Genomic DNA, 24,571 nt, shown 5'->3' with positions numbered 1-24,571 from the left:
TTGATGATGAAACGATATATTCCAATTCTAATGTTATTTGTTTTGACTATTTCTTCTTGTAAAAAAGGAGACGAAGCATTTATAACTCCTGAAGGATACGCCAATTTAAAAGAAGGGTTTATAAATCCACCTGACTCAACAAAACCAGGAATATATTGGTATTTTTTAAGTGGTCATATTTCCAAAGAAGGGATAACGAAAGATTTAGAAGCCATGAATGCTGTTGGTATTGGTGAGGTTTTTATAGGTGATATATTTTACATGCCTCCTTCAACCAATCCTCATGGATTAAGTTATGATACACCAATGGGAAACACGCCTTCACTGAGCGAAAAATGGTGGGATTGTATGCGTCATGCCATAAGTGAAGGTACGAGATTAGGTATGAATATTAGTTTTTTCAACTCACCGGGGTGGAGTCAATCTGGTGGGCCATGGGTAAAAGAAGAACAGGCTATGCGCTACTTGACGTATTCTGAAACAGTTGTTTCTGGTGATAAAAATATTGAGATAGCACTAGAAAAGCCAAAAGAATTTTTTCAGGATGTATCGGTTTTAGGGTACCCTATCCATCAAAAGCATACAGCTACTCCTAAAATCAAAGTTTTAAATTGTAAAGCTTCGTCATTAAAAAACTTGCTCGATCAAAATAAATCCACAGTAACCACTTTTAATAACAATGGGCAAGAACCTTTAATCTTAGAGGTTTCATTTGCTACCCCTATAACAGCAAGAAGCCTTACGGTTAGCCCAACAAAAATGCACTTTAAATCGAATATTGAAGTCCAAGTCTTTGAAGATGGAAAATTCAAATCCGTAAAGAAAACGCTTTTTGATCGTGCTTTTAGTTTGCCTGGGCGTGGTCCTATACCAGATGCAGATATGATTATGGCATTGGATAATATTGAAGCTCAAAAAATCAGAATTGTAATGGACAAAGTGCCTGCTAATTTTGAATTAACAGGTATTCATTTTTCCGAGATTTATAAAATTGAACATGGGAATGAAAAATGGCTCAATAAAATGGCCAATAGAGGTGTTCCTGGATGGGAAGTATTTCAATGGAAAACACCGGAATACAGTGAGCAACAAGGCCTATTGAATACAGATGAAATTATAAACTTAACCGAATATTTTGATGGTACTGTTTTAAAATGGGATAATGCACCTGCAGGACAATGGAAAATTCTGCGCATAGGAATGACCCCTACAGGACAAACTAACCGACCAGCAACCCCAAATGCGCGCGGACTTGAAGTGGATAAATTGAGTAAAAAAGCTTTGCGTTCTCACTTTGATGCTTACATGGGAAAAATGATAAAATCCATGACTGCAGAAGAGCGAAAATCTCTAAAACGTGTTATTGCAGATAGTTACGAAACAGGGCCTCAAAACTGGACAGATGATATGAAGGAATCATTTGAAAAAACCTATTGCTATGATCCTATACCTTGGCTGGCAACACTTACAGGAAACATAGTCAATTCTGCAGAAGAATCTGACCGTTTTTTGTGGGATTTACGTCGATTAATAGCAGATAAGGTTGCCGATGAATATGTGGGTGGGCTTAGAGAAATCTGTGAAGAAAATGGTGTTTCTATGTGGCTTGAAAATTATGGGCATTTTGGTTTTCCTTCTGAATTTTTAAAATATGGTGGTCGCGCCGATGAAATTGGTGGCGAATTCTGGATCCATCGTCAAGGTCCCGAATCTAAACTTGCCGCATCTGCAAGTCATATTTATGGTAAAAACCGAGTTTATGCAGAGTCTTATACTTCACGCGAAGTTCCTTTTTCTGTAAGTCCTGTTAGGTTAAAGAAATCAGGAGATTGGAGTTATACACAAGGCGTGAATCAAGGTATTTTGCATGTATATATTCATCAGCCATATGAAGATAAATTTCCGGGTATGAATGCCTGGTTTGGAACAGAATTTAATAGAAACAACACTTGGTTTGCGCAAAGTAAAGAGTGGATTACTTACCAACGTAGAAACTATTTTCTATTGCAACAAGGCAAGCATATGGCCGATGTTTGCTTTTATATTGGTGAAGAGTCTCCTAAAATGAGAGGATGGGTAGATCAAAATATATCTGCTGGCTATGAATATGATTTTATCAATGCAGAAATCATTACAGAGCAAACTAAAGTAGAAAACGGTAGATTGGTTTTACAAAGTGGTGCCAACTATGGCGCATTGGTATTACCTCCTTGGAATACTATGCGCCCTGAGGTGTTGCGAAAACTTAAAGATTTGGTTGAACAAGGTCTTACTTTAATAGGAATACCACCCGAAAAATCTCCAAGCCTTCAAAATTACCCAAATTGTGATATTGAGGTAGCGCAAATGGTTAAGGAATTATGGGGTGACACACAACCAAACGCTATAGACTTTTTCCATCATAAATTTGGCAAAGGAAACGTGTATGCCAACGGAAATATCAATGAGATTTTAAACAAACATCAGGTCTATGAAGATTTGATATTCCCTGATTCATTAAATGTAAAATGGGTACATCGCAAGTTAAAGGGAGCAGACATTTATTTTATAACCAATCAAGGAGATACCAAAGTGACTTTTGATGCTTCGTTTAGAATTACTGGAAAAAGTCCAGAGCTTTGGTCTGCACTTGATGCTACATCTCGTAAACTACCTATATATAGTAATGAAGGAGAGCGTACCATTGTTCCTTTAAGTTTTGATGTGAATGAAAGCTACTTTATTGTATTTAGAGCGCAAGGTCATGGAACAAAGAAAAACCTATCAGTAGCACAAAATTTCGTAGCGGAAAAACCATTGAAACAAATAAGTTCATTATGGGACATTCAATTTAAAAATGAATGGTTAGAAACCGATTTCACACTAAAAAAACAACCCTTATTTGATTGGACGACTTCCTCTGATGAAAAGATTAAATATTTCTCTGGCACTGCAACGTACACCACTTCTTTTGAATTATCAGAGGAGGAAGCTAAACAATCTATTGCTTTAAACTTTGAAAATATCGGTACGATAGCAACTGTCAAACTCAACGGCAAAGAACTTGGAACACTTTGGATAACCCCTTATCGCATTTCAATTGAAAATACTGCTATCTCAGGTACAAACACACTTGAAATTGATGTTACAAATAATTGGATGAACCAAATGTTGTGGCAAAACAAGAAACCTCAAGACGAAAGAGACACATGGGTGCTGGCAAACACCCTTGAGAAAATGCCAAATAACGGAATCATGTCCTCTGGGATTTTTGGTAAAGTATGGATGTCAACTAAAAATAATGAATAAAATAACTACACAATATGATCAGTAATCGAGTGCTCAATAAAAAAATTAGAAGTATGGTAAGTAAAACCATTTTTGTAGTGTTGTTACTTAGTTTGTTTGTGTCAACTTTTCAAGCTCAAAATGCGTCTCTTGAACAGAATTTCCAGAACCCTCCGTCAGATGCAAAACCACAAACTATTTGGTTTTGGATTAATGGAAATGTCACGAAAACGGGTATAACTGCTGATTTAGAAGCCATGAAAAATGTAGGCATTCAAGGCGTAATTATATTTAATGTGAGTTTAGGAAATCCTAAAGGTGTGGCGCCTTATTTAAGTCCGCAGTGGCTGGAACTCTTTAACTATGCTGGATTGGAAGCACAACGTTTGGGGCTTGACCTAGGTTTTCATAATGGTGCTGGTTGGTCATCATCTGGAGGACCTTCCATTACCCCAGAATATGCCATGCAAGAACTGGTTTATACGGAAACGATACATCAGGGAGCTACAATATTTAAAGGTAAGTTAGAACAACCTGAAACCAAATTAGGGTTCTACAAGGATATTGCTATACTGGCTTTCCCAAAACCCAAGAGTGATGTACGTATTGATGAATTAGAAATAAAAACCCTTTTTCATAAAGTTCGCAGTCATTTAAACCCTGATGATAAGCCTATTACTGATTTGGCAGTAGTAAAAAAAGGAGACATTATTGATTTAACATCGAAGCTTAACAGTGATGGTCTTTTAGAATGGCATGCACCTGCAGAAGAGTGGATTATTCTAAGAATGGGACATACCCCAACAGGTGAAATGAATCGTTTTCCTAGTGATGGCGGTCGTGGTTTAGAATGTGATAAAATGAATAAAAAAGCGGTTGATGTGTTTTGGGATGGCAGCATTAAACCCATACTAAAAAAATTAGACACGCTAATTGGTATCACTGTTAAAAGATGTCATATTGATAGTTATGAAGTGGGTACCACAAATTGGACTTCTAATTTCGCTGAAGCATTCAAAACACTTCGTTCTTATGATTGTTATTCATATTTGCCCACTTTGGCTGGTTATTACGTCGAGAGTGGAGAAGAAACAGAGCGGTTTCTTTGGGATTTCCGTCGTACGATAGGTGATTTAATCGCTGAAAACTATTATGGGCGTTTTGCTGAACTCAGTCATAAAAACAACATGTTTCTTTCTATTGAGCCTTATTGGGGCCCCTTTGATAATATGCAAGTTGGAGAAAAGGCAGATATGGTTATGTCTGAGTTTTGGAGCGGAAGTCTTGCCTTTTTTGACTCGCCTAAATTTGTTGCCTCTATTGCCAAATTAAATGGAAACCCGATTGCTGAGGCAGAGTCTTTTACAGGAATGGGAGGTTGGGATCAGCACCCAAGTACGCTTAAAGCCATGGGCGATTTAGCATGGGCACAAGGTATCAATCGTTTTGTTTTTCATAGTTATGTACATCAACCTTGGGATGTAGGTCCTGGGTTGACTTTACAGGTTTTTGGAACCGACTTCAACCGCTTAAATACGTGGTGGAACCAAAGTAAACCCTTTGTGGATTATATCAGTAGAGGTCAGTTTTTATTACAACAAGGCACCTCTGTAGCCGAAGTATTAGTGTTTACAGGCGAGGCATCTCCCAATGACGCCTTATTAATGCCGGAAATAAAGGCATTAGGATATGATTATGACGTGATAGGGTCTAACAAGATAAATTCATTAACGGTTAGGGAAGGTTTATTGTGTACATCTGTTGGTGAAAAATACAAAGCTTTGGTGTTGCCTTCAACCGATTGGATGACACCAGAAATGCTTGCTAAAATTGAAGAACTTGCGGTAAATGGAGCGTTAGTTGTTGGTTCTAAACCTAACAAATCTCCAAGCCTTAAAAAATATCCTGACTGTGATGAAGATGTTGAACAAACGGCTAATAAATTATGGGATAAAGGACTCGTAAAAGCGCATTCAATTGTAGATGTTTTGAAGAATGGAACACGGCCTCCCGATTTTTCTATTGAAGAAGGACATCGTGAATCTGTAGATTTTATTCACAGAAAAACAGAAGATACTGACATTTATTTTGTAGTAAATTCTAAAAAAGAAAGTCGAGAGTTAGCCTGTCGTTTTCGAGTATCAGGAAAACAACCTGAGCTTTGGAATGCCGAAACCGGAGAAGTAACTAAGGCCACAATATGGCAGAAAAATGATGATGGTACTACAACAGTGTCGATAACGTTTGAGCCAGAAGGTTCTGTTTTTGTGGTTTTTAGAAATCCGACACATTCAGATCAAAATATTGTAAATGCTGAAATGAAGTTAAAAAACCCAGTGGTAACGTCACTTTCAAACTTGAAAATTATTAAAGCGGAATACGGCACATTTTTACCTGATGGTTTGGTTGATGTGACAGATGTGGTTGCAAACAGGATTCAAAATAATGGATTGAATATACACGCGACAAGAGAACTTTCTAAAGGTGATCCAGCTCCTGGTTACAAAAAGGAATTACGCATTCAATATGAAATTGGAGAAGCGGTATTCGAAAAAAATGCCATGGAAAAAGAATGGCTAGAAATTGACGCTCCTGTTAGTGGTAAACTAGAAATCTTGAAAGCTGTATTTGGTAAGTTTGAAAGAGGTGTTGATGGCATCCCTCCAAACAAACCTGTTTTTGATGTCACTGAAAATGTAAAATCAATGATGGCTTCAGGAGTCTATGAAATACCAGTAAATGATAACTTCCTCGAAGGTAAAGAAATTAATACAAAGAAAGCCTTATGCGTTATTTATACCACTAATGATGAGGAGAAAATTGTTACTGTTTCCAATGGAGGTATATTAAAATTGACCCAAACTATATCAGAACCAAAATTAGTATTTGAAGATGATAAAGTGAATTTGGTTACGCCCTTTGCTGGTGAAATGACCTATGAATCTTCAAACGGAAAAACCAAAACGTTAAAAGTAAAATCAGTTCCAGAACCTATTGAATTGACAGGGAATTGGAACGTGAGTTTTCCTTTGAAAGATAAAGCTGTTTTAGATAAAACTTTTAAGAATTTGACTTCATGGTCAGATGCCTCTGAAGAAGCTATTCGTTATTTTTCGGGGACGGCCAGCTATAAAAAGGAGTTTCAAATCCCTGCAAAACTTATAAAATCATGTTATTCTTTAGAATTAGATTTAAGTAATGTTAAAGTAATTGCTGAAGTGATTCTCAATGGAAAAAATCTAGGAATATTATGGAAAGCCCCTTACAGAATAAATATTGATAACGCTATTGTAAAAGGCACCAATACATTAGAGGTAAAAATCACTAATCTTTGGCCTAATAGACTAATTGGAGATGAACAATTACCACTGGATTATGAGCGGAAAGGTCCGCAAATAATACAATGGCCTGAGTGGCTTTTAAGTAATACTGAGCGTCCAACCGAGCGTGAAACACTTGCTGCATTTAAACATTGGCATAAGGATTCAAAATTGTTGCCATCAGGTTTATTGGGACCAGTGAAAATTGTGGTTTCTAAAGTAAAGGTTTTAAAGTAGCTAATTCTTTAAAAATGAAACGGTTAGGGTTTTTCGAATCTTAGAATTTTTAAAAGATAAATTAGTGGCATGATGGTACAGGACGTGGTAATTAATTTTAAGGTTTAAGTTTGAAATTTAGTTTAAATTACAAAGATGAATAAAGTAGTATTTAGGTTTGCTCTGTTGCTCTTAAGCGTTATAGTTCAAAGTGCATGTAGTCAACAACCTACTAATATAATCATTATAAATGTAGATGATTTGGGTTGGAAAGATGTAGGTTTTATGGGTAGTGAATATTATGAAACTCCCAACATAGATAATCTGTCTAGTTTAGGCATGGTATTTACAAACGCGTATGCATCTGCATCTAATTGTGCCCCTAGTAGGGCTTGTTTAATGACAGGACAGTGGACACCACGCCATGGGGTTTATACAGTAAGCCCTTCAACAAGAGGTAAAGCTAAAGACAGAAAGCTTATTCCCATAAAAAATACACATACGCTGTCGCCAGCACATGATATTCTGCCTGAAGTTTTACAAAGTAATGGGTATGTAACTTGTCATGCAGGGAAATGGCATTTAAGTGATAATCCTTTAGACTATGGTTTTGATGTGAATATTGGAGGTGGACACAATGGGTTTTCTAGAAGCTATTATCCACCTTATAAGAATGTGAAGATTGAAAAAGGTAATAGCCAATATTTGACGGATTTGGTTATGGAAAATGCTTTAAGGTTTGTAGATACCGTTCAAAATCCATTTTATCTTAACTATTCGCCTTACGCAGTTCATGTTCCTATAAAGGCAGTAGATAGTATTGTACCTAAATATGAAAAAAAATCTCCTTGGAATGGTCAAGGTAATGCTCAGTATGCTTCAATGGTAGACAACCTTGATAGAAATATTGGTTTACTAATCAATAAATTAAAAGAAAAAAATCTTTTTGATAATACACTTATTGTTTTTACTTCAGACAACGGAGGTTTGTATGGCATAACTAAACAAAAACCATTAAGAGCAGGAAAAGGTAGCTATTATGAAGGTGGCATTAGAGAGCCTTTTTTCTTTGCTTTAAATAGTAAAATTAAACCAAATACTAAAAGTGATGTTCCAATAACCAATTTAGATATTTTTCCAACGGTCTTACAATATGCAGGAGTTGATGCGAGTACACTTCAGTTAGATGGAAATAGTTTAGCACCCGTTTTAGAAGAAGAAGTACAGGTGTTTGAACGTCCTTTGTTTTGGCATTTCCCCATTTATTTGCAAGCTTATAATGTAAATGATAATGAAAATCGAGACCCTTTGTTTAGAACGCGTCCTGGATCTGTGGTAAGAAAAGGAGATTGGAAACTTCATTATTATTTTGAAGACAATGGGTTAGAGTTATATAATTTATCCGAAGATATTGGAGAAAGAAACAATCTTGTAGAAACAAATCCTGAAAAAGTAGAAGAACTATTAAACCTTCTAAAAAAATGGTGGAAAAATACCAATGCGCCAATTCCAAAAACTAAAAATCCAGAGTACATAAGTAAACTTTAATAGTAAATTATATATTCAAAAATTATGCAAGCAATATTAGGCGTTTTATTTCATTCATTAGGGGGTGTAGCCGCAGGTAGTTTTTATATGCCTTATAACAAAGTAAAAGATTGGGCCTGGGAAACCTATTGGATGGTTGGGGGCGTCATGTCGTGGTTAATTGTACCGCCAATTGCTGCGTGGTTAACGGTACCTGGATTTGCAGAAATCATTGCATCTAGTTCTAGTACAATTGTTGGTTTTACTTTTTTAATGGGATTGTTATGGGGCGTAGGTGGCTTGTCTTATGGTTTAGGGGTTCGATATCTAGGTATGTCGTTAGGGAACTCTGTTGTTTTAGGGTTTTGTGCTGCATTCGGTGCTATAGTTCCATCTATTTATTACAATATAAATCCTGAGGAGGGAAAAGTATCTTTTTCAGATATGCTAGCAGATTCAGGAGGGCAAATTGTGTTACTTGGGGTTTTGGTTTGTGTCATAGGTATTGCTGTATGTGGAAAGGCTGGTGTCATGAAAGAAAAGGAATTGTCAGAAGAAGAAAAAAAGAAAAGTGTTTTAGAATTTAATTTGGTAAAAGGATTAATAGTTGCTGTCCTTTCAGGTATTTTGAGCTCTTTTTTTAGTTTTGGGATAGAAGCAGGAAAACCCTTAGCAGATGCTGCTGTAAAAGCTGGCTATGATCATTTATATTCAAACAACGTCACATTTGTTGTCATTCTTTGGGGGGGATTAGCTACTAATTTAGTTTGGACCACCATGCTGAGTATTAAAAATAAGTCCTATAAAGACTTTGCAAATTCGAGTACGCCTATTAGGAAGAATTTAATGTTTTCGGCATTGGCAGGAACCATTTGGTTTTTGCAATTTTTCTTTTATGGTATGGGCGAAAGCAAACTAGGTAATGGAGCCAGTTCCTGGATATTACACATGTCCACCATAATTCTAACGGCGAATCTTTGGGGTATTTACCGAAAAGAATGGTTTGGTGTAGCTAATAAAACGAAATGGACTATTGCAAGTGGAATACTAGTAATTCTTTTATCTGTGGTTCTTGTTGGCATTGGGAATTCTATTTAAATAGGCTTTTATATTTTAATCGGTACAGTACAGGATACTGCTAGTTGTGGATAACCCTATTTTTACTTAATTGAATCAATAACAAAAAATATGTTAAAAAATTTATTTTGTTTTAGCTTATCAGTACTAATCTCAGCATCGGTATTTGCTCAAGGTTATCCTTTTAGTTTGCCATCTAATATGGAGGCCACTATTAATGTAACGTCTTCATCAAAAGAAGTGTATAATAATTTATTGCTTGGAACAAATACACATCATTTTTCAACCACAAATGAGAAAGATTTAATAAACAAATTAAAACCTATAACCATAAGGTTTCCACATGGTTTATGGTCTAATTGGTATGATTGGCGCCGTGATGTTACTCGGCTTTTTGGAACAGAAACCTTTCAGTACGAACAAGGAGTGAATAAGACTATTAAAACAAAAACAGTGGATCTTTTAGCGAGTATAAACACATTTGATAATCTTGATATTAAAGTTGGAATAGAAGGCCTCACAAGTTTAAATGCAAGCAGAAAATCAACAACAGGCAAGGGGTTTGATATGATGTGGACGTTTAATATGAGTGCAGATGGTACGGATTTTAATAATGGATGTCCAGAAACCATGGCGCGATACGATGATTTGATTGTTAGGGGTTTTGAAGTAAAAGCGGTTGAAATGGGTAACGAGTGTTTTTATCCAGGGCAAAGAAGCTCAATCATTCCAAACGCAGAAGACTATATTGCTAGAGCAAAATCCATGTCTGCAGCGCTTAAAGCAAAAGACCCGAATATAAAAGTATCTATACCATTGTTGAGAAGAGACAATTGGGCTAATCCTAATTGGAATACCGATTTAACCCAAGACCTTACTTATTTTGATGCGGTAACGGTGCATACTTATGTAGGTTCAGATCCTGATGATGCTGCCAATAGCAACGAAGCTTTTGGTACGGCACTTACGGCACGTAAACACTTAGGGAATTCTATTTATGATTATGCGCATCAAGTGGCACCAAATAAACCAATTTGGTTGACCGAGTGGGGTGTGAAATCCGGTGGTCCAAATGCGGTATCTGTTTTAGGAATGGCAGATTGTTATATTTTTATGAGTGAAAATCAAGATATTTTTGAGCGTGCCAATTGGTTTAGCGTAAATGGGAAATTAAACTCACATTACGTTTGGGAAACTTATATTTCTCCTAGTGGCGTAGAACGCCCAAGAATTAAGTATCCTTTAGAAAAAACACTGTTCGGGTCGGCATATGAAATCATACGTTTAGCACTTGAAAATACCACATTAATTGAAAGTGACGTACAAGTAGCAAACCTTGTAGATGGTGTAAAAGCGGTTAACGCCAGAGTGGTAATCAAGGATGGGAAAACTTCCGTTTTTGTTGTAAACCTTAGTAATCAAGATGTGTCTTTTCATGTGAATATAGATGGCGTGGCTTATACAGATACTGCAGTGCACAAAGCCATTGCGTTTTCTACAATGGATGAGGAAAGCGCTATGGGGATTGATGTGGATCCGTTAACTTTAATTAGTGATGGAAGTGAAAGTATTACATTGCCCAAATTTTCAATAAATATTATAGAATTATCTAACGCATCATTATCTACTAAAAGAATTGTAAAAGAAGATGAGATAAGCATATATCCAAATCCTAATAAAGGCACGTTCAATATAAAACTAACCCATGGAGAGGAAGTGCAGTATCGAATTTATTCAATTAACGGTGTAGAAAATCAAAAAGGAAAATTTGTATCTGAAAAAGAGATTCGCTTTGATATTAATCAAACAGGTATCTACATTCTGCAACTAGAGGGACGCAAGGGCATCTCAACCCATAAAATTGTCATTAGATAATTTTGTATATTAGTAGTGCTTGTGAATTTAATTAAAAACGCAAATAAGAAATATATAAAACGCTATCAAGTATTTTTAATGGTAGCGTTTTTGCTTTTCCTTAAATAACAAATAAAGCCTTATGCGTGATAGCACAGGATAGTATTATTAAAGTATTCAGGTACTTTCAACAATTAAAATTTTGAAGAAAAATATTCTAATTCACTCTAAAATAATGATAAAAAATAAATTTTTATTTCCCATTGCTTTAGTTGTATTGCTTTGCATGTCCTGCAATCAAGTATCAACGCCTATAACATCAATTTCTTTCGATAAACTGTTGGTTAATTCAAAAATAAATCCATCAACAATCGAGAGCGAACAACCATTATTTTCTTGGATTGCAGATGTTGAAGGTTTTAATAAATCCCAATCGGCATATCATATCTTGGTAGCATCTTCAGAAGATAAGTTAAACGAAAATGAGGCTGATGTATGGAATTCGGATAAAGTAACAAGTGGTGAATCCGCTTTTGTGAAATATGAAGGTAAGCCCTTAGAGGCGATGAGTACGTATTTTTGGAAAGCAAAGATTTGGGATGAGAAGGGTACGGTTTCGAAATGGTCTGAAGTTCAAAAATTTCAAATGGGATTAATGAATAAAGAAAATTGGGAAGCATCAAAATGGATTACTTTAAATAAAGACACACGAACTTCAGAACACCGCTTTAGAGGGTATAAAAGAGGTAATATGGAAAAATCTGTACCTGTTGATGGTTTTGCGGCTAGCTATTTTAGAAATGAGATAGACCTTAGTAAAGATATCGAAAATGCCCAAGTTTATATTTGTGGTTTAGGATATTATGAGTTGTATTTAAACGGGAAAAAAGTAGGCGACCATGTGTTAGATCCTGCGCCATCTAACTATGATAAGCAAGCCTATTATGTAAATTATGATATTACAGAACAATTACAATCTGGTAAAAATGCCTTCGGAATTATTTTAGGTAATGGGTTTTACGGGCAGAATATTTCTTGGAACCGAGACCCGGAATCAGAAAAAGGCACAGCTTATGGGCCACCAATTGTGCGTTGTTTGGTTAAGTTAAACTATACGGATGGTTCTGCTGAAGATTTTTATACAGATGAAAACTGGAAAGAAACTACAGGGCCAATTGTATTTAATAATATTTATGGAGGAGATACGTACGATGCGCGTTATGAAATTAATGGTTGGAATACTATAGGTTACAATGACGAAAAATGGGGGAATGCTAAAGAAGCATCTCCAAAACTTAAGAAAATAAGCGCACAGCAAATTCCAGCAATTAAAAAATTAAAGGCGTTTGAACCGCAAAATGTATTTAAGGCGCCAGATGGTAATTGGATTGTTGATTTTGGACAAAACATTGCTGGTTGGGTAAAATTAAATGTTCAAGAAAAAGAAGGGCAATTAATTGAAATCACAACAACAGAGGCTCTTTTAACCAATGGAAAAGATATTTTTCAAGGCTCCACTGGCGGAGGTGCAAACGGAATGGCTCAAATATATAAGTACGTCTGTAAAGGGGATGGCGTGGAATCTTGGGAGCCTAAATTTAGTTATCACGGGTTTCGATATGCAAAAATTGAAGGTGTTTCTAGGAAACCAGATGCTGATATGATTAAAGCGGTTTTAGTAGCTACAGATATTCAAGAAACAGGAAGTTTTACATCATCTGACGAATTACTAAACAAAATGCACAGCATTAGTAAATGGACGATTGTAGATAATGTTCACGGTATTCCTGAAGATTGTCCGCACCGTGAAAAATGTGGATGGTTAGGTGATGCACACGCATTTTGTGAATATGCTTTGTATAATTATGATATGTACGACTTCTACAAGAAATACATGGAAGACATCCGTACGCAAATGCGTCCAACCAAAGGACATAATAATCCGGAAATCAAGTTTCAAGTGCCTACTATGATTGCTCCTGGAAAACGTACATCTACTTATGCAAAAATAGATTGGGGTGTAGCAACCATGTATTTGCCTTGGTATAATTATATATACTATGGTGATGATGCTATTGTAAAAGAATATTACGAAGACATGAAAGGCTTAACCAATTTTTATCTAAACTATAAAGACGAAAATGGCATCATGCAAGATGGTATGGGCGATTGGTGTCCACCACTATGGGACAGACGTAAAAACCCTTCAGCTATGGAATGCGACCCAATTATTTCAGCAAACGCCTATTTCTATGATGTTTTAGGTATTATGGAGCGATTTGCAAAAATGAATGGAGATGCTGTTTACGAAGCCAAAATGAAAGAAGAAAAAGAAGCTTTAAAAAATGCATTCAACAAAGAATTTTTAGTAGGTATACCCAATACAAAACATAAATGGTATCAAAGTCAAACAGCTACTGTACAAGCACTACAATTTGATATGGTACCAGAAGCAGAAATTGAATCTGTAGTAAATGGTTTGGCTCATGATGTTGTTGAAGTTAAAGGCGGTCATCATTCAACTGGAATTCATGGAAACCGATACATATACACTGTTTTATCAAAATACGGAAAGGCAGATTTAGCATACCAAATATTAACGACGCCCGATTTTCCGAGTCAAACTTACGTCATGAATTCCGGATTCACTACATGGCCAGAGCGTCAATTTGAATGGGAAAAAATGGAAGGACCTACTAATTCATTAAATCACCCTATGCACAGTGGTTTTGCAGCATATTTCTTTGAATCTTTAGGAGGTATTAAATCCTCAAAAAATCAAGCAGGTTATAAAATATTTAAAGTAAATCCTGAGTATCCTAGTACCATTACAAAAACGGAAGTATCAGTTCCAACGCCTTATGGAGATGTTACTAATAAATGGACAACAAAAGATAAGGTGTTGAACATGAACCTTGAAGTGCCGTTTAACACGCAGGCTGAAGTTGTGGTAACTTCATCAGAATTAGAAAGCTTGAAAATTAATGGTGAATCGGTTATCTATTTTCAAAAAAATAGTACACTTGAAATAGAAGAAGGTGCTATAGTTTTAGGTTCTGGGAAATATCAAATTGAATACTCGAAATTTTAACGGCAAATAATGTAAAAATGAAAAATAAGAGTTTATTATTTGTAATTATAATTTTGATTTTCTCTTGTATAAATAATTCAAGAGAAACGAAAACGGTTTCAGCTGATGATAAAAAAATAAACGAGCCAAAGGTTGTTGAACAAATTCAAGTCGATTCTGTTTGGGCCACTAATGGAGTGGACTTTGATTTAAAGATCGTAGGAGATAAACAGTTTGTAGCTTATTTTGATAGAGACAGAATGATGACCGTCGCTTCAAGAGAAATTGGTAGTAGAGATTGGACAAAAAAGACGCTTCCAAATAAACTTATGTGGGATTCACATAACTATGTAAAATTAGGGATTGATGAGATGGGTTTTATTCATATTAGTGGGAATCAGCATGTACACCCATTGGCATATTTTAGAAGTACAAAACCGTATGATGTAACTTCTATGGTTGAGGTCAATAAGATGGTAGGCGAAGATGAGAATAGTGTTACATATCCCAATTTTTTTCATGATAAGAAAGGGAACTTATTGTTTTCGTACCGCTCAGGAACTTGCGGAAATGGTAATATTTTAATAAATCGGTTTTTAGCTAAAGAGCAGAAATGGGAACGGTATTTAGAGCAACCATTATTTGAAGGTATTGAAGCTAATGATGATCGAGCAGCATACCATAATTGGGTAAAAGATAGTCATGGAGATTTTCATTTTGCTTGGATTTGGCGTTGGACACCTATGGTAGAAACTAGTCATCATATTTGTTATGCTAAAACTTCGGATTTAAAGAATTGGGTAAATGCAGCAGGTGAAACTTTACAATTACCTTTTAAACCAGATGATGAGAAGGTTTTAGTAGATGCTACACCTTCTAAAGGAGGTATGCACAATAGTAGATATAAATTGATACTTACTAAAGAAAATAAACCCATCCTTGGTTATGTAAAATATGATGAGGAAGGTAACACACAGTTGTATCTGGCTAAGTTTATTAATGATGGGTGGGTTTCTAAAAAAATATCAAATTGGGATTTCCGTTGGAAATTTATAAAAGGAGGTGCTTTTATGTCTATTGGTGGTAAATTTAATTTTGTAGGCATTTCAGATGATAACTTATTGGCCATAGATTGGGAAACTGAGAAAGGAGAGTCTGGACGTTATAATATAGATTTGAAAACGTTGGAACATGCAGATAAAGTGGCTAAAATTCAACTTAAATATCCGGAAGATATCAGGAAAACGATCACCGATAGAGATGGCATGCTTGTTAGAATAGTATATGATAAAGGTGGTAATCAAGATGATGGTTCTAGATACCTACTTAAATGGGAAGCAAAACATGGAGGTTTTAGCCAACATGCTCCAGAAGTTATTCCAGAAGGACCGTTAAGCACATTAGTTTTATTAAAAATTCAATAAGCTAACTTTTCTAAATTCACTTTTATAAAATTGAACAAGACAGTTCAAGATACTATCAAATTCAATAAAATACTAAAATAACACCTTACAGTGCAGGATGCTTAATTATATTGAATTAATTAATATTACTCCCTTAATTAGAAAGCTTATAAAATGAAAAGTAGAATTACAATTGCACTTATTATTATTATTATTTTAATAGTTTCAACAGATGTGTTTGCACAAACAGCCCCATGTGATGGTACACTACCTTTTGAAGAGCAAAATGGTCTTTTAACTATTGAAATGGAATCTGGAGTTATAAATGATAATCGATGGCAAATTGCATTAGAAACTGTTAATGGTGAAGAAATCACATATTTACATTGGACAGGTCCTGAATCTTTTAACGCATTATCAGGTGCCCCCATTGTGTATAAAATAAAAATTAACAACCCTGGTACTTATCGATTTGCGTGGCGCATGCGAGTTGGATTAGGGACTAGTAAAGGTGAGCATAACGATGCTTGGTTAAAAATTGATGGCGAAGATTTTTACGGAATAAAAGATGGAGCTAAAGTATACCCAAAGCCAATGTGTAATAACGATTCAAGTTTAACGTGTGCCGCAGGAAGTTCTACTCAAAATTTCATAAAAGCTTTTGGGAATAGATTAGATTGGGGTTTTGTAACTAATACTAACGACCATGTGGCTCACAGAGTTTTTGTAACTTTTAATGAAGCTAAAGAATATACGATTACGGTAGATGCTAGATCCTCGTATTTATTTATTGATAAAATGGTTTTGCATAGAAACACGGTTTCTGGAAGTATAGCTTTTGATTTAAATAACCCAGAATCAAACTGTTATAACGCCTTGTCTACTGTTAAAAACGAGTTAGAGAAAATTAAAGTATATCCAAATCCTACTAAAGATTTTATTAATTTTGATAATTTGCCAGTTAAATCAAAGCTTGTTATTTCTAATATTCACGGTGCTATAGTAAAAACAATAGAAACGGTTTCAAAAAAACAGACGATTAATATTAGAGATTTGAAAAGTGGTATTTATTTTATTAGTAGTGGTGGTGCTAATTCTACTTTTACAAAAAAAATTGTTAAAATATAGATACAAATTATTGATAAAAATATCACGTTTAGTAGTTGTTCATGCCCTGGTTTTAGTGTGTGCATTATCCTGTAAATCAAACACAAAAAATGAAGATGTAAACGATTCAATATCTATAAATCTAGTTAAAGTCCCAACAGGAAGCTTTGGAGACCAAGGAGACGGTACATATATCAACCCAATATTAAATGCAGATTATCCAGATTCAGATATCGAGCAAGTTGGAGATACCTATTACATGATTACATCAAAACAACACATGTCACCAGGGATGCCTATTCTAGAATCTAAAGACATGGTAAACTGGACTAATGTGGGGCACGTGTTTGAAAGTTTATCATGGGCACCAGAATACAATTGGGATAGAATGAACGGCTACTCTTTTGGTACTTGGGCAGGCGATTTAGCGTATCACGAAGGCACTTGGTATTGCTACCAAATAGATTATCAACACGGATTAATGGTTACAACTGCTAAGGATATAAAAGGGCCGTGGACAAAACCAGTTTTTATGTTGCCTAAGGCCAAAGTTCTAGACGACCCAGCTGTTTTTTGGGATGAAGAAACACATAAAGCTTACGTAATAATTAATACAGCAGGTAAGCAAAAAGCAGCAAGTAATAAAATTGAAGGCAACGAAAATAGAATTTACGAAATGAGTTGGGATGGAACAAAAATCCTAGGCGAAGGTAAATTAGTGTACACTGGCATGGGTGCAGAAGCTGCTAAAATTTACAAAATAGATGGCACTTGGTATATCTTTTTAGCACAATGGACTATGGGAGACAAGTCAACCAAACCAGGTGTTAAAAATCCTAAAAATGATAGAAAACAAATTGTATTACGTTCCAAAGAAAGTATCTATGGACCATATGAGGTTAAAACCGTTTTAGAAAAAGGAACAGCTTTTAATAATCGTAGTTGTAGTCAAGGAGGATTAATGCAAGCTCCAGGTAAATCATGGTGGTATATGCATCAACTCATTCAAAATGATGAGATTCCGTTCCAAGGAAGACCTCAATGTTTAGAACCTGTTACTTGGGTAGATGGTTGGCCAATAATTGGTATAGATGAAGATAATGACGGCATTGGTGAACCTGTAAAACAGCACAAAAAACCTATTGATGGTTATCCGGTTGTAGCTCCAAGTTCTGATGATGATTTCTCAAGTGCTAAATTAGGATTTCAGTGGGAATGGAACCATAACCCAAGAAATACACATTGGTCGCTTACAGAAAAACCAGGTTGGTTGCGTTTAAAAGCAAGTAAAGTATTGCCAAATGAAAAAGGCTACGGACCAAATATAAACGAATGGACAAACAACGATGGCTCAGATTCAGATTTCTGGAGAGCTTCCAATACACTAAGTCAACGTATCATGGGAATCACCACAGGTACAGCAGTTGCCAAGTTTGATGTTTCTGGAATGAAACCACATCAGTTGGCAGGCTTTGTAAGATATGGGGGCGTGTTTAATTTGTTAGGTATTGAGGTAGATGAAAACGGGAAAAAGAATCTGTTTTACATGAATCCTATGGCAGAAAAAACAGAAGGTCCAGAAATAACAGGGAATGATTTATATGTTAGGACATCAAATAATAGTAATCAAGCTACTTACGAGTATAGCTTCGATGGTGAAAACTTTAAATCATTTGGACCAACATTTACGATTGCTTTTGGAAAGTGGACGGGTGATAGGTTAGGTTTCTTCTCATGGAATGAAAAAGAAGACGCAGGATACATAGACGTAGATTGGTTTACCTATGATTACGATGGGCCAAAAGCGGCAAAGCTTTAAAGTAACTTATTCAAATAAAGGATTGGGCGTTCCCCAAAAAGGGTCGGGCTTTCACTACTCGCTCTCTACGAGGAGCTCAAACATACCATTCCCTAACGCGGGCAAAAGATAAATTATAGGTCTAAACATAAATAGAATATCTTTACAGAATAAAAACAATAATAAACATGCATCAGTCAAAAATATTCAGTTTACTACTGCTCTTTGTTTTTGGATGTCATAACAAAGCGCAAGTTCCAAAAGAACGATCTAAACCCAATGTGTTATTCATTCTGGTTGACGATTTAGGTTATCACGATTTAGGTGTAACAGGTAGCACCTTCAATGAAACCCCAAATGTAGATAAACTTGCAAGAGAAGGCGTTATGTTTACTAATGGCTATGCTTCAAGTCGTGTTTGTAGTCCATCACGAGCTAGTATTATGACGGGAAAATTCACAGCACGTCATGGTATTACCGATTGGATAGGTGCTAAGTCAGGAACAGATTGGAGAACAAGAAATCGTCATGACAAATTGCTGCCAGCCAATTACGTTCAAGCTTTACCAAAAGAAGATATTACCATTGCAGAAGCTTTTAAAAACAATGGTTACAAAACTTTTTTTGCTGGAAAATGGCATTTAGGAGGCAAAGGTTCTTATCCAGAAGATCATGGTTTTGATATTAATATAGGAGGTATAGATGCTGGCTCGCCACGAGGCGGATTTTTTTCACCTTGGAACAATCCAAAATTACCAAATAAGCAGAAAGGGGAAAATTTAACAATGAGGTTAGCCAAAGAGACAGCTAGCTTTATTCAACAGCACAAAGATTCTACCTTTTTTGCATTTTTATCCTTTTATGCCGTACATGCCCCAATACAAACTACACAAGCTAAATGGGCAAAGTATAGAGAAAAGGCGGATAGTTTGGGTATAGCCAAAATAGGTTATGAGATGGAGCGTGTATTGCCTATTAGAAGCGTTCAGGATAACCCAGTTTATGGTGGTTTAGTGGAATCAATGGATGATGCTGTCGGCTTAGTTTTAAAAGCTTTAAAAGACAATAGTATAGATGATAATACCATTGTTGTATTCACCTCTGATAATGGAGGTGTTGCTTCAGGTGATAATTATGCGACCAGTAACTTGACATTAAGAGGTGGTAAAGGCTACCAATGGGAAGGCGGTATTAAAGAACCCTTTTTTATAAAGGTTCCTTGGTTAAAAAATATAAAATCTACTGAAATACCTGTAATAAGTACCGATTTGTATCCTACATTGTTAGATTTGACAGGCCTACCTTTTATAGAAAATCAGCACATAGATGGTATCAGTTTGAAGTCCGTATTAGAAGGTAAAGATTTTAATTCTAATAGACCGTTGTTTTGGCATTATCCACATTATGGCAATCAAGGAGGCGAACCGTCATCAATTATTCAAAAAGATGGTTGGAAACTTATTCATTATTGGGAAGATGGGCGTGAGGAACTTTTTAGACTCCCTTCTGAAGAAAAAGATAATCAGAATATGATTTCTCAGCATCAAGAGATAGCCAAAAATTTAAGCAATGAACTACTATCTTGGTTGAAGGCAGTTAATGCACAGTATCCAACTACGGATGCCGAATTTAATCCACATAAGCGCAAAAAGCGTTTGCAAAAGCTTGTTAATAAAAAATTACTAAATTTAGAAAAACAGAGGTTGGAAGTATTATCTCCAGATTTTAAACCCAACAAAGATTGGTGGGGAAGTCAGATAACCGTTGATTAATTTAATGGCGATGAAAAATATTTATTTTTCTTATTTAAGTATTTTATTAGTTGGTTTTCTTATTGCTTGTGGAACAAAGTCTAAAAAGAAAGATGACAGTAAAAATGAATTTATTTCAATTTTTAATGGTAAAAATTTTGAAGGTTGGGAAGGGGATCCAACATACTGGCGTGTTGAAAATGGTATTTTAACAGGTGAGGTAACACCACAAACCATTCTAAAACGAAATTCTTTCATTATTTATAAAAAGGAACAACTTGAAAATTTTGAGTTAAAACTGGAATACAAAATTACTAACTCAGGAAACAGTGGTGTAAACTACAGAAGTGAACTTATAGAAACTATGCCGTTTGCCTTAAGAGGATATCAATGTGATATTGATGGCAAAAATAAGTACACTGGTCAGAATTACGAAGAGAAAAAAAGAACCACATTGGCTTATATGGGAGAAACTGTAACTATTCCGGAGATGCCAGATAGCATACCAAAACAAAACATACGTAAAAATGTAAAGCGAAACTGCTGGCAAACAAGAACTATTACTAATACTAAATTAAAATCAGAGTTAATATCTAACATAGAGCCTAACGATTGGAATACCATACATCTCATAGTAAAAGACAATACAATGCAACATTATGTTAATGGTACACTGTTTAGTGAGTTGACTGATTTAGACCAAGCTAATAGGTCTACAAAAGGCTATATTGGTGTACAAGTACATGTTGGTCCACCAATGCAAATTCAATATAGAAAGATTCAATTGAAGCATTTGTAAAAAAGCATCAATTGTATAAACAAAATCAAGTTTTATACATGCTTGTTCTATTCGGAATTACTTCAGATAATTAAGGCTACTATCCATACATGACAGGGCGGGATAGTTTTTATGAATTTGAAACTTAAATTTACAATTCAAAAAAATGGTTTATGAAGCTTAAAATTAAAAAGAGTGTTTTTATTTTAACTACTCTACTTTTAATGTGTAATCTATTCTATACTTGTTCAGATTCAGATTCGGTTGAAGAGGAAATTATTGAAAATCCCGATCCAGATGATCCAGATGATCCGGAAGAACCTACTATTGATCCAAACAAAATAGTAACCATAAATACAGGGTCAGTTGTTGGTCAATTATATAATTTTTGGTCAACAAGACCTATGGTCAATCAAACCCGTTTTAATAGTGCGAATTTTAGAAATTCTATCGAGCCAATTAAGGACTATGTGAAAAGTTATAACATGGTTAGAGTCTTAGGAGGAAGAACAGATAACTTAAACAATTTTTACAAGGGTGTTGATGGATCAGGTAATATTATAACAGATTTTAGTCTTTTATTGCGTGATATGCGTGGTTTTATGCAAACCGGCTTTAAACCAAGAATAGTTTTAGATAATGTGCCTTGGGATATGAGTTTGCCTAAAGTAGTGGACACCTATGGGAATTCAAAACCACCAAATGATTATGACCTTTGGAGGCAATACATAAATGCGTTTTTGCAAACCTTGATAAATGAATTTGGTATGGATGAAGTAAAGACTTGGCGTTTTAGAGTGGCTACTGAACCTAATTATACACCCAATCACTGGAGAGGTACAAAAGATGATTATTTAAAACACTATGACATTACTGTAGATGAGGTGCTAAAAGTAATTCCAGATGCGATTATTGGTCCTGGTAATATGTTAACAGAAGGTAGCGCAACATATAATACTGAGCTAATTGATCATTGTGCTACAGGGACTAATTATGCTACAGGTGCTACAGGAACAAAAATGGATTTCTTCTGTTTATCTTACTATGAGAAAATCGACCAAAATACTGTGAATTTACCTGGGATAGTTCAATCATACAGGTCTAAATTAAATAGCTATTCACAATTTAGAGATATTCCATTTGATATTCAGGAATTTGGAATGCTAAGAGATGAAAATGGCGTAAGAGGAGTGAGTTTAACCGACGCGACAGAATTAGGAGCTAGTTGGTACGCTACTATTGCCGATATGGCATTTCAATATAAAATTACCGAGATATATGACTGGGGTCAGGAAATTGAAGCTAGCGACTTGCCTCAAGGAAGAAGAAATGTTACAAAAATGTTTCAGATGATGGAAGATGGCAATAGAGTAGAAGCTATTGATAATTTGAGTGGATATACGGGAGTAATACCTGTAATTAAGGGAGATATAATTTATCTTTTGGTATACAACCACAACCCATCAAGATCAAGTTCATCAAAAAGAATAGTTTACCCTAAAGTTGAAGGGGGACTTATTGCTGGTGGTACAAAATGGAAGATGAATGAATGGACGGTAGATAAAACACACGGAATTATGATGCATGAGTTGTACAAGGATGTAAGAGCTGCAGGTGTTGGGGAGAAAACAAATGGGAGAATTTACGGTAACAGACCCTCAGATAGATTTGAGGATGGGTGGAAAACAGTTTTAAGCACCAATCTTACTAAATATGAAAGTTTGGCAGAATTACCACAAACAATTACCGATTCTATAATTGAAAAAAAGGAAAGTTCTGTTATTCTAGAGGTTAATTTAGAACCGCATAGTGTGAAGCTTATAGAATTAATACCTCAATAATTAAATATGAGAATGAAATTTGTAAACGCCTTGTTTCTATTTTTTAGTAGGAATAGGCGTTTTTTCTTACATAAATAAGAACGAAGATAAAATGCATATTCCTGAAGAAGCAGAAACCAAGTACTAATTAAATCTAAATTGGAAATTCGTTAAACAAAGCCCTGAGAATGCTCAAGAATTAGGTTTTGGTGAGATGACTCATGGAGTACAAGATAAGGTCAGCATACCTTTAACGATGTAGATACTTTTGACAAATTATAGCCTTGGATATTATGAGATTGTAGACATAGATCAAGAAAAAGGATACTTAATTGATAAGGGAGTTAAAGTAAAAGAATACCATTAATTTCCTAAAATTAACCAATTTTCGTTGTTTGATTTCTCGTATTACCAGATTTAGTTAATTGAATAAATGTTATAACTACATAAATTATTGGAAAACCTTAACGAATAAAGAATATTGAATGATTCTTTTTTAAAATATGATACATTAGCTAATTTAATTCAAACCGCTCGCTCACACTTATAATTATTTATTGTTTTTCTACTTTGTTGTACGTAGTATTGGCCCACCTGATTTGTGCTCTACCACCTTTAACTCGATATGCGCCATATCTAATACCAGATTGTGTGCCTCTATCAGGTTCTGGAATATTCCAATTAAAAGCTGTTCCTCCAATTACCGCGTCGCAATAATGAATTTTTTTGGTACTATCATTAGGATCTTGTCTAAACCCTACCTCAAGCTCAATATTAACTTGTTCATTTTTATTTACATTTTTGAGAAAAACAATTTCTCTACCACTTCCTGATCCGCCACGAACTAAGATACGCTCCGCATATATATCGAACGACACTTGTTTATCTGCATCGGCACCTGTACCATAAACGGGCTTAGCCAGATACAAACAAATAGCAGGATCTGCTGAGCCACCACCACCGGTGTGTTTTCCTTTGGCCTGCATAATATAACTACCATCATTATTATCTCCAGTAGTATCACCTACTTCAAGGATTCTTACAATTCCAGTAAATCTTGCATAGCTTCCTATTCCAGTGGTTTGAGACCTACTTAATGAACGTTCTATTCTAGGTTGCAATGTGTTTGGCGCATCCATGTGATTAGAGCCGTCTGTTATGTTGTACACGCCCCAAAATTTTCCCAAAATAGAACTTTCCATGTAATTTGCGTAACAACTTCTATCATCAATAGTTCCCACATTAACGGGGTTTGGCAAATCATTTGACGTCCTAGTAGCATTTTCACCTTCTGGGTTGCAAGTAGTGTACGCACCTATATCTTCGTCAGTAACTGGAACAGGGTCAGGATCAGGATCAGGATCTTCTATTATTACTTCTACAATGTCCTCAGAGGGATCTTCATCAGTTTGACAAGAAAAGAAAGCAACAAAAACAAGTAATGTGGCTATTGATGTGAGTTTGTAAACAAACTTAGGTTTTTTCATAACTGTTCAGTAAAATTTTTTAACAAAAATAAAGCTTAGAGATATTTATGCCATCCTGTACTATGCTGATTGAAAACTATTTATCTAAATAATTTA

13 protein-coding genes are annotated in these 24,571 nt (G+C 35.3%); 12 read left to right on the top strand and 1 reads right to left on the bottom strand.

Annotated features, from left to right (window positions below):
• Nucleotides 1-3 precede the first annotated feature (3 nt).
• The 12 genes from ABD935_RS12530 (at nt 4) to ABD935_RS12475 (ending at nt 23,009) form a co-directional block, all read left to right on the top strand.
• Entirely contained in the window at nt 4-3,288 is a 3,285-nt protein-coding gene (locus ABD935_RS12530) for a glycosyl hydrolase (protein ID WP_345192451.1), read from the top strand.
• A gap of 53 nt (nt 3,289-3,341) precedes the next feature.
• Complete coding sequence (locus ABD935_RS12525; RefSeq protein ID WP_345192450.1) at nt 3,342-6,824, top strand: glycosyl hydrolase; 3,483 nt, start codon at nt 3,342-3,344, stop codon at nt 6,822-6,824.
• Nucleotides 6,825-6,959: 135 nt separating this feature from the next.
• Nucleotides 6,960-8,351 carry a sulfatase gene (locus tag ABD935_RS12520; protein ID WP_345192449.1) on the top strand — a complete coding sequence of 464 codons (1,392 nt, stop codon included), beginning with the start codon at nt 6,960-6,962 and terminating at the stop codon, nt 8,349-8,351.
• Nucleotides 8,352-8,375: 24 nt separating this feature from the next.
• Entirely contained in the window at nt 8,376-9,428 is a 1,053-nt protein-coding gene (rhaT, locus tag ABD935_RS12515; RefSeq protein WP_345192447.1) for an L-rhamnose/proton symporter RhaT, read from the top strand.
• A 90-nt stretch (nt 9,429-9,518) separates the two neighbouring features.
• Complete coding sequence (locus ABD935_RS12510; protein ID WP_345192445.1) at nt 9,519-11,282, top strand: T9SS type A sorting domain-containing protein; 1,764 nt, start codon at nt 9,519-9,521, stop codon at nt 11,280-11,282.
• A 214-nt stretch (nt 11,283-11,496) separates the two neighbouring features.
• Nucleotides 11,497-14,352 (top strand): alpha-L-rhamnosidase, encoded by a 2,856-nt coding sequence (locus ABD935_RS12505; protein WP_345192444.1) that lies wholly within the window; start codon nt 11,497-11,499, stop codon nt 14,350-14,352.
• Between the two features lie 17 nt (nt 14,353-14,369).
• A complete protein-coding gene (locus ABD935_RS12500) occupies nt 14,370-15,755 on the top strand; it encodes a BNR repeat-containing protein (protein ID WP_345192443.1) in 1,386 nt (461 codons plus the stop codon).
• A gap of 153 nt (nt 15,756-15,908) precedes the next feature.
• Complete coding sequence (locus ABD935_RS12495; RefSeq protein WP_345192441.1) at nt 15,909-16,862, top strand: T9SS type A sorting domain-containing protein; 954 nt, start codon at nt 15,909-15,911, stop codon at nt 16,860-16,862.
• A 10-nt stretch (nt 16,863-16,872) separates the two neighbouring features.
• Nucleotides 16,873-18,660 (top strand): glycoside hydrolase family 43 protein, encoded by a 1,788-nt coding sequence (locus ABD935_RS12490; protein ID WP_345192440.1) that lies wholly within the window; start codon nt 16,873-16,875, stop codon nt 18,658-18,660.
• 167 nt (nt 18,661-18,827) lie between these two features.
• Entirely contained in the window at nt 18,828-20,411 is a 1,584-nt protein-coding gene (locus ABD935_RS12485) for a sulfatase (protein ID WP_345192439.1), read from the top strand.
• A gap of 10 nt (nt 20,412-20,421) precedes the next feature.
• Nucleotides 20,422-21,189, top strand: coding sequence for a 3-keto-disaccharide hydrolase (locus ABD935_RS12480; protein ID WP_345192438.1), 768 nt, complete (start codon nt 20,422-20,424; stop codon nt 21,187-21,189).
• A gap of 152 nt (nt 21,190-21,341) precedes the next feature.
• Nucleotides 21,342-23,009, top strand: a complete 1,668-nt coding sequence (locus ABD935_RS12475; protein WP_345192437.1) for a GH39 family glycosyl hydrolase — start codon at nt 21,342-21,344, stop codon at nt 23,007-23,009.
• A 533-nt stretch (nt 23,010-23,542) separates the two neighbouring features.
• On the opposite strand, the gene ABD935_RS12470 is transcribed toward ABD935_RS12475, so the two are convergent.
• A complete protein-coding gene (locus tag ABD935_RS12470) occupies nt 23,543-24,475 on the bottom strand; it encodes a hypothetical protein (RefSeq protein WP_345192436.1) in 933 nt (310 codons plus the stop codon).
• Nucleotides 24,476-24,571: the final 96 nt, after the last annotated feature.

The organism is Algibacter agarivorans (assembly GCF_039543245.1).
Classification (GTDB): Bacteria; Bacteroidota; Bacteroidia; order Flavobacteriales; family Flavobacteriaceae; genus Algibacter_G; species Algibacter_G agarivorans.
This window is presented reverse-complemented; position numbering and strand designations above follow the sequence as displayed.

Bases quoted from the DNA above. Each gene is read 5' to 3' on its own strand.
- ABD935_RS12530 (WP_345192451.1), top strand. From the start codon at position 4: ATGATGAAACGATATATTCCAATTCTAATGTTATTTGTTTTGACTATT.
- ABD935_RS12525 (WP_345192450.1), top strand. From the start codon at position 3,342: ATGGTAAGTAAAACCATTTTTGTAGTGTTGTTACTTAGTTTGTTTGTG.
- ABD935_RS12520 (WP_345192449.1), top strand. From the start codon at position 6,960: ATGAATAAAGTAGTATTTAGGTTTGCTCTGTTGCTCTTAAGCGTTATA.
- rhaT (WP_345192447.1), top strand. From the start codon at position 8,376: ATGCAAGCAATATTAGGCGTTTTATTTCATTCATTAGGGGGTGTAGCC.
- ABD935_RS12510 (WP_345192445.1), top strand. From the start codon at position 9,519: ATGTTAAAAAATTTATTTTGTTTTAGCTTATCAGTACTAATCTCAGCA.
- ABD935_RS12505 (WP_345192444.1), top strand. From the start codon at position 11,497: ATGATAAAAAATAAATTTTTATTTCCCATTGCTTTAGTTGTATTGCTT.
- ABD935_RS12500 (WP_345192443.1), top strand. From the start codon at position 14,370: ATGAAAAATAAGAGTTTATTATTTGTAATTATAATTTTGATTTTCTCT.
- ABD935_RS12495 (WP_345192441.1), top strand. From the start codon at position 15,909: ATGAAAAGTAGAATTACAATTGCACTTATTATTATTATTATTTTAATA.
- ABD935_RS12485 (WP_345192439.1), top strand. From the start codon at position 18,828: ATGCATCAGTCAAAAATATTCAGTTTACTACTGCTCTTTGTTTTTGGA.
- ABD935_RS12480 (WP_345192438.1), top strand. From the start codon at position 20,422: ATGAAAAATATTTATTTTTCTTATTTAAGTATTTTATTAGTTGGTTTT.
- ABD935_RS12475 (WP_345192437.1), top strand. From the start codon at position 21,342: ATGAAGCTTAAAATTAAAAAGAGTGTTTTTATTTTAACTACTCTACTT.
- ABD935_RS12470 (WP_345192436.1), bottom strand. From the start codon at position 24,475: ATGAAAAAACCTAAGTTTGTTTACAAACTCACATCAATAGCCACATTA.